Source organism: Pseudomonas sp. GW456-12-10-14-LB2 (assembly GCF_002884345.1).
Lineage (GTDB): Bacteria > Pseudomonadota > Gammaproteobacteria > Pseudomonadales > Pseudomonadaceae > Aquipseudomonas > Aquipseudomonas paraglycinae.
Genome location: NZ_POHV01000035.1, coordinates 61501 through 74750, shown reverse-complemented (window position 1 = coordinate 74750; position 13250 = coordinate 61501). Strand labels below are relative to the sequence as shown.

The 13250-nt window shown below is 56.1% G+C and carries 11 protein-coding genes and 1 pseudogene; 8 read left to right on the top strand and 4 right to left on the bottom strand.

Annotated elements, in window-relative coordinates; all coding sequences use genetic code 11:
• From C1X29_RS29725 to C1X29_RS22225, 3 genes and pseudogenes are all read left to right on the top strand, one after another.
• Nucleotides 1-296 (top strand): annotated as a pseudogene (locus C1X29_RS29725) (type VI secretion system tip protein VgrG); the annotation flags it as partial.
• 47 nt (nt 297-343) lie between these two features.
• Complete coding sequence (locus C1X29_RS22230) at nt 344-1126, top strand: DUF4123 domain-containing protein (protein WP_158247905.1); 783 nt, start codon at nt 344-346, stop codon at nt 1124-1126.
• Nucleotides 1127-1145: 19 nt separating this feature from the next.
• A complete protein-coding gene (locus C1X29_RS22225; RefSeq protein ID WP_102718380.1) occupies nt 1146-3638 on the top strand; it encodes a LysM domain-containing protein in 2493 nt (830 codons plus the stop codon).
• Nucleotides 3639-3670: 32 nt separating this feature from the next.
• On the opposite strand, the gene C1X29_RS22220 is transcribed toward C1X29_RS22225, so the two are convergent.
• Both C1X29_RS22220 and C1X29_RS22215 read right to left on the bottom strand, forming a co-directional pair.
• On the bottom strand, nt 3671-4672 hold the full coding sequence (locus tag C1X29_RS22220) for an SUMF1/EgtB/PvdO family nonheme iron enzyme (RefSeq protein WP_102688597.1): 1002 nt from the start codon (nt 4670-4672) through the stop codon (nt 3671-3673).
• A gap of 88 nt (nt 4673-4760) precedes the next feature.
• Nucleotides 4761-5756 carry an SUMF1/EgtB/PvdO family nonheme iron enzyme gene (locus C1X29_RS22215; RefSeq protein WP_102718379.1) on the bottom strand — a complete coding sequence of 332 codons (996 nt, stop codon included), beginning with the start codon at nt 5754-5756 and terminating at the stop codon, nt 4761-4763.
• Between the two features lie 144 nt (nt 5757-5900).
• Between C1X29_RS22215 and C1X29_RS29195 the strand changes: the two genes are divergently transcribed.
• A complete protein-coding gene (locus C1X29_RS29195; RefSeq protein WP_146023265.1) occupies nt 5901-6167 on the top strand; it encodes a hypothetical protein in 267 nt (88 codons plus the stop codon).
• A 36-nt stretch (nt 6168-6203) separates the two neighbouring features.
• Here C1X29_RS29195 and C1X29_RS22210 read toward each other — a convergent pair whose 3' ends face one another.
• On the bottom strand, nt 6204-7229 hold the full coding sequence (locus C1X29_RS22210) for an SUMF1/EgtB/PvdO family nonheme iron enzyme (protein WP_256584386.1): 1026 nt from the start codon (nt 7227-7229) through the stop codon (nt 6204-6206).
• A gap of 47 nt (nt 7230-7276) precedes the next feature.
• On the bottom strand, nt 7277-7999 hold the full coding sequence (locus C1X29_RS22205) for a tellurite resistance TerB family protein (RefSeq protein WP_102718378.1): 723 nt from the start codon (nt 7997-7999) through the stop codon (nt 7277-7279).
• 175 nt (nt 8000-8174) lie between these two features.
• On the opposite strand from C1X29_RS22205, the gene C1X29_RS22200 reads away from it, so the two are divergent.
• The 4 genes from C1X29_RS22200 (at nt 8175) to C1X29_RS22185 (ending at nt 13250) form a co-directional block, all read left to right on the top strand.
• Nucleotides 8175-9089, top strand: coding sequence for a LysR family transcriptional regulator (locus tag C1X29_RS22200; RefSeq protein WP_007954670.1), 915 nt, complete (start codon nt 8175-8177; stop codon nt 9087-9089).
• 99 nt (nt 9090-9188) lie between these two features.
• A complete protein-coding gene (locus C1X29_RS22195) occupies nt 9189-10676 on the top strand; it encodes a gamma-aminobutyraldehyde dehydrogenase (RefSeq protein ID WP_102718377.1) in 1488 nt (495 codons plus the stop codon).
• An 82-nt stretch (nt 10677-10758) separates the two neighbouring features.
• Nucleotides 10759-11910 carry a putative ABC transporter substrate-binding protein YdcS gene (ydcS, locus tag C1X29_RS22190; protein ID WP_102688602.1) on the top strand — a complete coding sequence of 384 codons (1152 nt, stop codon included), beginning with the start codon at nt 10759-10761 and terminating at the stop codon, nt 11908-11910.
• 302 nt (nt 11911-12212) lie between these two features.
• Nucleotides 12213-13250, top strand: a complete 1038-nt coding sequence (locus C1X29_RS22185; protein WP_102688603.1) for an ABC transporter ATP-binding protein — start codon at nt 12213-12215, stop codon at nt 13248-13250.

Below are 13250 nucleotides of genomic sequence, written 5' to 3'. Positions count from 1 at the left end.
AACTGACGCTGGTCGGCGGTGGCAGCTTCATCAAGATCGATGGCGGCGGCGTGACCATGAGCGGGCCGGCGATCAACGTGAACTCGGGTGGTGGACCGGGGAGCGGCACGGGTGCGGCGCCGTTGATGCCGGGTGTGCTGAAGCAGGCGGATACTGACAAGGCGGGCCAAGTCGTCAAGCCTTCCCTCGGCGCCTTCAAGGCACAGTCAAAGGCAGGCGTGTTGTTGCCGACACCGTCATGTCATCTCGACGCGACCGGGTGCTGCCCGGTTCACCAGACGGGAGCGTCAGCATGATTACCTCTATCCAGTCGCCTTTCGAGCACCCTGCGGCAACCGGGGCAATGTGCCTGATTCTGGATCGAAGCTTTGATCCGGACCTGCTGAGCCACCTGTTTCAAGGAGAAGAACAATCCCGGCCCAGTTGCATTCCATTGTTTACAAACACGCCTTACGCCGAGCTCCAGCCTGCCGGCCCCTATGTCGTCATGTATCCGGAAAAGCAGGCGGCTGCGAATTACGCCAGCAAACTGCTGGAGCAATCCGATGCAGGGTGTGTCGCTTGGTTGAGTGATCCGGCCTTGCTGGATCAGGGCATTGAGCACTGGCGCAGTCTGCTGACCGTGCAAACCGATGAAGACCCTCAGCAAATGATGCGTTTCTATGAACCGCGCTGGCTGGAGCCTCTGCTACTCAGCCTCAGCGAAGCTGAAAAAGCTCAATTCATCGGCCCCTTCAGTGGCATAGCCTGGCGCAACGAGATCGGCTGGAGGTATTACGCCAAGTCGCCTCAAAGCGCTTCAACGGAAACTCAGGCTCCGGGCTGGCTGTATTTGAGCCAAGAGCGCCAGGCGCTGATCGAGCAGGGCCGGCTGAAGGTGATAGCGACTCGTTTTGCCGACGATTATCACGAAGTCTTGCCCACGGAGGACGCCGTCGAATTCGTCCACCGCCAATTGCTCGCCGGCCAGGACATGGGCTACGAGCAAATGGCCGACCAGGAGCGATGGCTTCGAGTCGCCATCCAGCGTGGGGACAGTTTCTGGGATCACTCACCGGCCGCCGAATTACTGGCGCGTGACGACGTCGCGCTGGGCGACAAGCTGATGCAATTGGAAAGCCTGTGAATCACAAGGACGATGCGCAATGAGCAACACCTACACCGTTAAGAGCGGCGACACTCTTGGCAGCATTGCCGCCGCCAACAAATGCTCCGTGGCGGATCTTCGGGGACTGAACCCGATCATCACAGATCCCAATCACATCAAGGTCGGCTGGGTACTGAAATTACCTGCGGCCAAAGCCCTGCCACCATCCAAACACGCCGACAACCAAAGCACGACGGCTGTCAAAGGTGCCGTCGAGTGCAAGGACGAACTGGTCGATGTCGTACACATCACCGGAGATGAACACTTTTACATACTGACTGAAAAAGAGTCGAAAGACCTCAAGCAGCAGAGCGACCTCGTCAAAAAACTCATGGACGAGCTGCATCAGAATCTGGCCAAGGCGACCGAAGCCAGCAAATGCGCCAAGACCAAGGATCCGCAGGCTGGCTGCTCCTGCTCGCGTTGTGTCAAAGATGACTGGAACGCCAAGGCCGAGGAAGCAGGCCTGCTGCAACGTTCCCCTCCCCCAGTGGAAAAACCGAAAACTGTCATCGAGCGAAAGGAGGATCTGCAAGGCCAACTGGCGACCGTGCAAAAGGCCCGTGACTGGTATCAGCGCTACAAGCCGCAGCCCGCGTTCGAAGGCAACTATCTGGAGACCAACTGGGAAGGCCTGCAAGCCAAAAAAGTTGCCGAGCTCAACGCGGAGATTCAGTCACTGCGCAACCGGATTGCCGCACAAAGCAAAGCTGAAGCCGGCGACAGCTCCACCAGTGCCAACGGTGCAGCACCAGACATCAAACATGGCAAAGGGAAAGCCTCTGACACCCAGAAAGGCAAGCAGGTCAAAACCGGGATTACGGTGGTCGAATACATTTCCTTCCGTGACCCGTCTCGCCGCCACTACATCCCGGTGCGCACCCGAGAACAACTCACCTGGAGTGTCAAAGTCCCTACCAGGGTGATGCAAGGCAAACCACTGGACAAGAATCTGGCCAAGGATCTGATCAAGGACATTCGTACGGCGGTCAATGATGGTCGCAAGACCAGCCCTCTGGGCAGCCTGGAAGCCAAATTCACATCGTGGACGAGCAAGGATGACAACCTGCTCAACGCTCTGCACAAAGAATGCTCCTGGACCTCCAACGAAGCGGACTCCGCGATGTACGCGGTGTCGGCCGAAGCCCACGCGTTCCGTTTCGCTGCCACGGCCAGTGCCGGTATCAACAGTTGGGAACCCGGCAAAGGCAACATCGAACTTGGCGTCAAAGGCAGCGCAGCAATCTCTCTGGCTGAAGGCTCCGTTGCACTCAAGAGTTACTTTCCCGACCAGGGTGGCTACGTGGTGCGCATGCCGTACCGCAACGCCGAAGGCAAGGAAGTGGTCAGCGACATCGGCATCTTCCGCCTCGACGGCAAGGTGGAATTGTCTTGCTTCCTTGGCGCCACCGCGCAAGGCCAGGCAGGTGCCAAAGCCCAATACAAACCCAAGGAAGCAGAAGCCTCCGGTGTGACCGCGCTGTTGAGTACGCCCGACCTGGCCGTCGACAAGAAACGCGGCGGCAGCCTCGGCCTGAAGGGCAACGCATTCGCGGGCGTCCAAGGTGGCGGAACCGTAACCGGAACATTGAAGTGGCTTGATTCCACCAAACAAGGCGTGGGCAAGATCACGCCCGGACAGGCGAATGACAGTGGGAGTACGGACTGGTCGAGTCTGGTGGAAATCAAGGCGGAGGGGAATGTCGCACTCGGAATCGGAGCGAGTTTTGATTTTGGTATCGAAATTCGCGCCGACCGGTTGGCAATTAATTGCAAGGCAAGCTTAGTTTTCGGACCGGGTGCAGGTGGTGGCTTTGGTACGTCGATAGACTTAGAAAAAATTGGTGATTTGATCTATGTCTTTTGCAACGCGCTATCAAAAGCAGACTTCCACTATCAGTTGGCGGTGAGTAAGGATGCCTTCAACTATATGGCAAGAGGAATGTTCAGAATAGCTACGCAGCCAGGCGAAGCATTTGATGAGGGCTTTCGGAAGATTGGACTTTGGTGGGACGATCGACAGGCAACTAAGGTAGAAGCCCAAAACCTCGCAAAATATCTAATCAACAACCAGGCCATTAAAATAAAAAACAAGAAAATACCACTTGAAATTTTACCACCTGAAACCATTGGCCCGATGCTTCATTTATTAACCGAAAGCTTTGTGGAAAGCTGGGCTGAAGACCAGGAAAAAGCTGCTGTATTATTACTTTCCCATCTACGCAGCTGGAGACACTTCATTGAGGTATTAGAATGCTGCTCAAAAGATGGCAGCAAGGTTAATGCAATGAAAAGCCTGAATCGACTAAACTCCTTACTTGATGGGAAGGAGCAGCAACAATTTAACCGTTTCATTGGAACGTTAGCAGTAAATACCGACAGCAGGGCGCAGGAATATGGAATGCTTGCGTGGAGCCCCGGCCAGCCTTGGCGTAAAGAAAAGACGTTGATAGCAGCAAGACGGAGCAGCCACTTTGACAATTTGGCTTAATTAAAGGCGCTTTCAGCGCCTTAACTTCTATACTAATTTAATGATACTGACTGAACAGCACATCGAAAACCTGCGTCACCCGTATGATATTTTTGCATTGGGCTCACAGCCCAGCGACGGACCATTGGCGCGGCAGATAATGGAGCTTCCAAGACCGTTGAGCCGCGCCTGATTTTTTGAGTACCAAATTCTGGTCCTTGCGGATTTTCAAGAGGAGAGACTTTGTAATAGTCTTTACCGTACCAGTCACTAACCCAATCAGTCGAGTTACCAGAAAAACCATATATCCCCAATGGATTAGGTGCGAAGCGATCCACTGGAAAGTTATTCTCCTCGTCTTCGACTGGAAAATTCCTCCCAAAGTCCAGACTTCCACTGTCCGTAGGAAACAAAAACTTTTTCCCACGACTGCGCGCAGCGTATTCCCATTGAGCTTCAGTCGGCAGCCCCACCGCATAGCCACTTAGGTCCCCCAGCCACTGGCAATAATCTCTGGCCTCCTGCCAAGTTTGAGTTGGCGCAGGTAAATTAGGCTGATATCTAAATTTTAAATCTTCACGCTCTCGGTACTCCTGATCGAATAGAGACTTTTTGTTTACAAAAAAATACAAATCAAAATCACCCAGAACCACTTGAAACTTAGAAATGTAATACCCACTCAGCACTACCGAATGCACAAAATCATCATCACTATCAGGACTTATACTGCAAAGCTGATCCGAATCTTGCCCGCATGGCCAAGCACATACATTTCTTTCGTCATACTCACACGCCCAGCCAAAGTCACCCATATCAAACTGGCCTCCCTCGACAAAAATCATATTATCAATCGACTGAACTACCATATTGAGTACTTTCCCCCGCAGTTCAGTGGAGAGATTCGGGTAATTAGTCTTTATAGTTTCCGCGATCGATGCGACCTTTTCCGAACTGAGGCTCTTACTGACTGGCAGCGAATCATGTTCTGCTTTGCAGCCGAAAATTATAAAAAACACTGCAAAGACGAATACCCACCGACACAAAACTGACAACATCCTTATCATCCTAAAACATCTAAGAGCATCGCTACCGCCAGACCAACATTGTCATCTTCACCAATGCAAAAAACGCTTGAAAAAGCAGTCATTGCAGACGTCCCTCTGACTGAATAGCGCAGCGAAAACCAGTACCAGGATAATAGGCTTCCTGTTCTGGTTTATCCGGCCAGCGTCTAACTATAGATGCGGCGGACATTGGGCCTTCTGGATAGTAGGAGCCTCGCTTAACCTTATATGTACCTTTGTCCGGTCCTTGAGGATTTTCCACTGGTGACTGTCGGTAGTATTCCTCATCGTACCAATCATTAACCCAGTCAGTCGCGTTACCTGCAAGACTGTAAATACCCAGTGGACTGGGTGGAAATTTAGCAATTGAAAACGTTCTACCCCCTCCTTCCACAGGATAGTTTTTCCCAAAATTCAAACTACCTGTATCAGTAGGAAAAAGAATATGTTGGCCGCGATTACGGGCAGCAAACTCCCACTGCGCCTCGGTAGGCAAATCCACCGAATAACCGCTAAGACTGGCAATCCAGTGACAATAATCCTTGGACTCTTGCCAAGTTTTGGTAAATGCAGGCAAATCACGTTGATAGCGAAACTTCAAATCCTCACGTTCGCGTTTTTCAGCATCAAACAGAGGTTTTCCGTTTGCAATAAAGAACAAATCGAAATCACCCAGCGAGACTTGAAACTTTGAAAAATAATAGGAACTCAATTTGACCGGATGAACAAAGTCATCATCGCCAGTACTGCTGATATTACAAAGCTGGTCCGGATCCTGTCCGCAAGGCCAAGTACAAACATCCGTTTCGTCGTATTCGCAAGCCCAGCCAAAGTCGCCCATATCAAACTGGCCACCTTCGACAAACACCATATTGTCAATCGACTGCACTACGGTGTTGAGGACCTTTTCACGCAGATCGGTGGAGAGGTTGGGATACTTGGTTTTGATGGTTGCCGCAATCGACGCGACCTTTTCCGGTGTCAGACTTTTGCTGACTGGCAATGGGCCGGATTCGGCCTCGCAGCCGGCCAGAAAAAACAGGGTCGGGAGGGCAAGCACAAACTGACGTAGCACGGGCAATTTCCTTATAGGGTGCGTCAAAGGCCAAACCTTAACATCCCCTGCCGTATCTCACAAAAACCTGAATACCTCTGCTTACAACAAAGCCAATCCTTCCCTGCCTCTCCAACTCAACCTTCAACCCCGGCCCCAGCTCAAATGCCGAGCCAGCTCATCCAGATACCACCTCTCCATTCCTATCATCACGCTCTGCACATACACCTCCCCTGCAATCTCCGACGTGTTCGCCATGCGCAACGTCGGCAGGCTCAAGGGGTGATTGGGTTTGGTGTGATGCCAGGGTGTGAGTTGCTGATCATTGTCGAGTTTGGTGAATTCGTCGATCAGTTGACGTGCGTGATCATTGATGAGGCTGTCGGCTTAGTCAGCGGCCACAAGGACTTCGACGATAAAAAAGATGACTGATTGACACATTTAAAATAAACCTTCGCCTTTTGTTGTTTAAAGCGGCTTATCTGTTTGAATTGCACAGCGAAAACTCGTGCCCGGATAATACGCTTCCTCATTTGGATTCTCAGGCCAGCGCCTAACAACAGCAGCGGCCGACAATGGCGCCTCCGGGTAATTTGAGCCGCGCTTTACTTTCTGCTTCCCGATTTCTGGACCTTGCGGATTATCGACTGGAGAGTTTTCATAGTAGTCCTTACCATACCAATCATTTACCCAATCGGTTGCATTGCCGGACATATTATAAAGACCTAGCGAATTGGGAAGAAACCTATCAACGAAGAACGTCTCCCCCACCCCTTCAATCGGAAAATTCTTACCGCAATCCAGACTTCCACTATTAGTTGTAAACAATATATGCGCACCCCGACTCCTGGCAGCAAATTCCCATTGCGCTTCGGTTGGAAGATCTACTGCATAACCACTAATACCACCTATCCACAGACAGTAGTCCTTTGCTTCTTGCCATGTTTTGGTCGGCGCAGGAAGCCTGGGAGAATACATACTCTTTAAATCTTCTCTCTCTCGAAATTTAACATCAAACACCTCCTTGCCCTGCGCTATAAAAAACACATCAAAATCACGCACAGTAGTTTGATATTTAGAGAGATAGTAAGAGCTCAAATTTACCGAATGAACAAAGTCATCATCGCCATTACTGCTGATATGACAAAGCTGCTCCGGCTCTTGCCCGCAAGGCCAGGTGCAAACATCCGTTTCGTCGTATTCACAAGCCCAGCCAAAGTCGCCCATATCAAACTGGCCACCTTCGACAAACACCATATTGTCAATCGACTGAACTACGGTGTCGAGTACCTTTTCGCGCATCTCGCTGGACAGGTTCGGATACTTGGTTTTAATAGTTTCCGCAATCGACGCGACTTTTTCCGGTGTCAGGCTCTTGCTGACGGGCAATGAGCCGGACTCGGCCCGCAACCGGCCAGAAAAAACATGGCCGGAAGGGCGAGTAAAAACTGACGTAACACGGGCAATATCCTTATAAGGTGCGTCAAGGGCCAAACCTTAACATCCCCTGCCCTGTCTCATAAAAACCTGAATACCTCCGCTTACACCAAAGCCACCCTCACCTGCCTCTCCAACTCCACCTTCAACCCCGGCTCCAGCTTCAGTTGCCGCGCCAGTTCATCCAGATAGCTCTTCTCCATGAAGTTCTCCTCATCCACCAGCATCACGCTCGCTACGTACATCTCGGCGGCCATTTCCGGCGTGCTTGCCGCGCGGGCGACGTCGGTGGGGTCGAGGGGTTTGTTGAGTTCGGCGTGGAGCCAGTGTTTGAGTTCCTGATCGTTGTCGAGTTTGGTGAACTCGCCTTCGATCAACTGGCGTTCGCGGTCGTCGATGTGGCCGTCGGCCTTCGCGGCCGCGACCAGGGCTTTGAGGATGGCCTGGCTGTGTTGTTCGACTTGCGCCGGTGGCAGGCGATCGACCGTTTGCGGTTCGCTCTGCGGGGCGGTGCCTTTCTGGGCGTTCCAGTTGCCGTACGCTTTGTAGGCGATCACGCCGAGGGCGGCGAGGCCACCGTAGAGGGCGACTTTACCGCCAACCTTGCGGGCCTTTTTGCTGCCCAGCAGCAGGCCCATGGCGCCGGCCGCCAGAGCACCGCCGCCTGCGCCTGACAGCAAACCGCCGAGTGCGCCATTACTGGAAGATCCGCCCAGCAAGCCGCCCAAACCACCGGCGGCCGGTTTGTTCTGCGCTCCGCCCGCCTTGTTCTGCAGTAGATCCTGGCCGGACTTGAGGAGTTGATCGAGCAATCCACGGGTGTTCATGTTCCGTCTCCAACAGGGGTTATCCGGATCAATAAGGCCCTCAGCCTAGTTCGAAAGTGCCCGTCACTTGGGTGCGAGTGTGCTTCCAGATGTTGCCTGGCCCACCGCAGCCCTTCGCGAAAATAGATATACACTCGAGGCAATCTATAAAAACTGCCCACCGGGTAATCCTTCCATGATGACCTTGCGTCAGATCCGCCATTTCATCGCCGTGGCCGAGACCGGCTCAATCTCCGCCGCCGCGCAAACCGCGTTCATTTCCCAATCGACCCTGACCCTGGCCATCCAGCAACTGGAGGAAGAAATCGGCGTCAGCCTGTTCAATCGCCACGCCAAGGGCATGACCCTTACCCATCAGGGCCACCAGTTCCTGCGCCAGGCGCACCTGATTCTGGCCACCGTGGACAACGCCAAACGCAGCCTGCAACAAAGCACCGATCAGGTTGCTGGGCAGTTGATTGTCGGGGTGACCAGTCTGGTGGCCGGTTATTACCTGGCGGATTTGCTGACCCGCTTCCAGCGCGCCTATCCCAATGTCGAGATCCGGGTGATGGAGGATGAACGGCCGTACATCGAGCATCTGCTGGTCAGCGGCGAGATCGATGTCGGTGTGCTGATCCTCTCCAACCTCGAAGACCGCCACGCGTTGCAGACCGAAGTGCTGACCCACTCGCCGCACCGTTTGTGGCTGCCGGCCCAGCATCCGCTGCTGGAACACGACAGCATCAACCTCGCCGATGTCGCCCGGGAGCCGTTGATTCAGCTGAACGTCGACGAGATGGATCGCAACGCCCAACGTCTATGGCGCGGCGCCGGACTGCAACCGAAGATCACCCTCAGAACCGCGTCCACCGAAGCAGTACGAAGTCTGGTGGCGGCGGGCCTCGGCGTTTCGATCCAGCCAGACATGACTTATCGCCCATGGTCACTGGAAGGCGACATCATCGAGGCCCGGCCAATCGCCGACCTCAACCAGACCCTCGATGTCGGTCTGGCCTGGCGTCGCGGCACCGCCCGCCCCGCGCTGGTCGATCCTTTCCTGACCGTGGCCCGCGAGCAGCCTCACGGCGGACGAAAGCCATCTATTTAATCGAATGCCACCTTCAGTATTTAGAATTTGTCGACCCCGGAGCCGCGCACTAGTCTTGCTGCATCTATAAGACGGTCGGCTCCCGGAACAGGGAGCAACATGGCCATACAAGAAAAGAGATCACGGAAAATGGCTGGCGCGCAGACCCACATGCACACCGCGTTGCTGATCGACGGCGAACTGGTCGCAGGACAGGGTTTTGTCGAACCGATCCTCAACCCGGCCACCGGCGAAGTCCTGACCCAGATCGCCGAAGCCAGCACCGAGCAAGTCGAAGCCGCCATCCTCGCCGCCCACCGCGCCTTTGCCGAGTGGTCGCGCACCACCCCGCAACAACGCTCGAATTTCCTGCTGGAAATCGCCAACGCCGTCGAAAAACACGCTGACCACCTCGCCCGCCTCGAAGCCCTGAACTGCGGCAAGCCGCTACATCTGGCACGGCAGGATGATTTGACCGCGACCGTCGATGTGTTTCACTTTTTCGCCGGCGCCGTGCGCTGCCAGACCGGCCAGCTCAGCGGCGAATACTTACCTGGCTACACCAGCATGGTGCGCCGCGATCCGATTGGCGTCGTCGCGTCGATTGCGCCGTGGAACTACCCGATCATGATGGCCGCGTGGAAGATCGCCCCGGCCCTCGCCGCCGGCAATACGCTGGTGTTCAAGCCTTCCGAGCACACGCCGCTGTCGATTCTGGCGCTGGCCCCGGCGCTGGCCGAGATCCTGCCGCGCGGGGTGATCAACATCGTCTGCGGTGGCGGCGAAGGCGTTGGTAGTCACTTGGTCGGGCATCCGAAAGTACGGATGGTGTCGCTGACCGGCGATATCGTCACCGGCCAGAAAATCCTTCAGGCCGCCGCCAAAACCCTCAAACGCACGCACCTCGAACTCGGCGGCAAGGCCCCGGTGATCGTGTGCAACGATGCCGATCTGAAAGCCGTGGTCGAAGGCGTGCGCACTTATGGCTATTACAACGCCGGGCAGGACTGCACGGCGGCTTGCCGGATCTACGCTCAGGCCGGGATTCACGACAAATTGGTGGCCGAACTCGGTGCGGCGGTGAGCAGCCTGCGCTTCGCCGGCAAACGCGACGCCGACAACGAAATCGGGCCGCTGATCAGTACCCGCCAGCGCGACCGCGTGGCCAGTTTCGTCGAGCGCGCCCTCGGTCAGCCGCACATCGAACGGGTGACCGGCGCAGCGGTGCATTCCGGCGCAGGGTTCTTCTATCAGCCGACGCTGCTGGCCGGTTGCAAACAGAGCGATGAAATCGTCCAGCGCGAAGTGTTCGGCCCAGTGGTGACCGTGACCCGCTTCGATGAACTGGCGCAAGCGGTGGACTGGGCCAACGACTCGGAATACGGCCTCGCCTCGTCGGTCTGGACCCAGAACCTGGACAAGGCGATGCAGGTTGCCGCACGGCTGCAATACGGCTGCACCTGGATCAACAGCCATTTCATGCTGGTCAGCGAAATGCCCCACGGCGGGTTGAAACGCTCCGGTTACGGCAAAGACTTATCCAGCGATTCGCTACAGGACTACAGCGTGGTGCGGCACATCATGGCCCGCCACGGCCAGCATCTCTGACTACGCTAATAACAAGCCGACCACGGCATGCTTCATCGCGTTCACAACTGCCCCGACCATAATTTGAAGAAGAGGGTTCACCATGTTCGTGCACAAGACCGCACTGCTCAGTGCAATCACCATGGCCCTGCTGGCCAGCGCCAGCCTGCAGGCCGCCGAGCCGCTGAAAGCCGTCGGCGCCGGCGAAGGCCAGCTGGATATCATCGCTTGGCCGGGCTACATCGAACGCGGTGAAAGCGACAAGGCCTACGACTGGGTGACCGGTTTCGAGAAGGAAACCGGCTGCAAGGTCAATGTGAAAACCGCCGCCACCTCTGACGAAATGGTCAGCCTGATGGCCAAGGGCGGTTACGACCTGGTGACGGCGTCGGGCGATGCGTCGTTGCGGTTGATCGTCGGCAAGCGTGTGCAGCCGATCAACACCGCGTTGATCCCGAACTGGAAGTCCCTCGACCCTCGCCTGAAAGACGCGCCGTGGTATGTGGTCAACAAGGAAACCTACGGCACCCCGTACCAGTGGGGCCCGAACGTGCTGATGTACAACACCAACGTGTTCAAGAACGCGCCGACCAGCTGGAACGTGGTGTTCGCCGAACAGAATCTGCCTGACGGCAAGTCGAACAAGGGCCGTGTGCAAGCCTACGACGGCCCGATCTACATCGCCGACGCGGCGCTCTACCTGAAATCCACCAAGCCTGAGCTGGGGATCAAGGATCCTTACCAGCTCACCGAAGATCAGTACAAGGCTGTGCTGGAATTGTTGCGTGCCCAGCAGAAGCTGATCCACCGCTACTGGCACGACACCACGGTGCAGATGAGCGACTTCAAGAACGAAGGCGTGGTCGCGTCCAGCGCCTGGCCGTATCAGGTCAACGGCCTGATCAACGAGAAACAGCCGATCGCGTCGACCGTGCCGAAAGAAGGCGCCACCGGCTGGGCCGACACCACGATGCTGCACGCCGAGGCCAAGCACCCGAACTGCGCCTACAAGTGGATGGATTGGTCACTGCAGCCGAAAGTCCAGGGTGATGTGGCGGCGTGGTTCGGTTCGTTGCCGGCGGTTCCGGCGGCGTGTCAGGGCAGTGAGTTGCTTGGCGCTGAAGGCTGCAAGACCAACGGGTTCGATCAGTTCGACAAGATCGCGTTCTGGAAAACCCCGCAGGCTGAGGGTGGGAAGTTTGTGCCGTATAGCCGGTGGACGCAGGACTACATTGCGATTATGGGCGGTAGATAAAACTTGGAACAACGCGGTCTGCTCCCTTTCCCCCTCGCCCCCCTGGGGGAGAGGGCTGGGCGGGCGGCGTGCCGATGAGGGGGTGGCTTTTGACTTTGCTTTTGAAATTGGAGCAATGGCTGAAATAGCTGCCCTCACCCCCCCGCCCTCTCCCGGAGGGAGAGGGAGCTAAAAGCAGATCGCGGCGTATCGACCAGATGAGTTAGCCAAAAACCATCGCATACACCGCCAAACGATCCAGTTTTTTCAGAAGTCCAGGCAGGGCCGCTGCGACGGCCCTCGCCTTTTCGGAGCACCGCACCATGACGCTTGCAGTCCAGTTCACCAACGTTTCCCGGCAGTTCGGCGAGGTGAAGGCCGTTGACCGGGTTTCCATCGATATCCAGGACGGCGAGTTCTTTTCCATGCTCGGCCCCTCCGGTTCGGGCAAGACCACGTGCCTGCGCCTGATCGCCGGGTTCGAACAACCGAGCGCCGGCTCGATCCGCATTCACGGCGCCGAAGCCGCCGGACTGCCGCCCTATCAACGCGACGTCAACACGGTGTTTCAGGATTACGCGCTGTTCCCGCACATGAACGTGCTGGACAACGTCGCCTACGGTTTGAAAGTCAAAGGCGTGAACAAGAACGAGCGCCACAAACGCGCCGAAGAAGCGTTGGACATGGTCGCCCTCGGCGGCTACGGCGTCCGCAAACCGGTGCAGTTGTCCGGCGGTCAGCGCCAGCGTGTCGCCCTCGCCCGCGCCCTGGTCAATCGCCCGCGAGTGCTGTTGCTCGACGAACCTCTGGGCGCCCTCGACCTGAAGCTGCGGGAACAGATGCAGAGCGAACTGAAGAAGCTGCAACGCCAGCTCGGCATCACTTTCATCTTCGTCACCCACGACCAGACCGAAGCGCTGTCGATGTCCGACCGCGTGGCCGTGTTCAACAAGGGTCGCATCGAGCAGGTCGATACGCCGCGCAATCTGTACATGAAACCCACCACGACTTTCGTCGCCGAATTCGTCGGCACCTCGAACGTGATTCGTGGCGATCTGGCGCGCCAGCTCAGTGGTCATCCGCAGCCGTTTTCGATCCGCCCGGAACACGTGCGGTTCGCCGAAGGCCCGCTGGCCAGTCACGAGATCGAAGTCAGCGGCCTGCTTCACGACATTCAATATCAGGGCAGCGCCACGCGCTATGAACTGACCCTGGAAAACGGCCAGACCCTGAGCATCAGCCAGGCCAACAATCAATGGATCGACAGCAGCGCGCAGCACCAGACCGGCCAGCGAATCAGCGCACGCTGGGCGCGGGAAGCGATGATTCCGTTGCACGACACCGTTGCGAGCGGGGTGTGA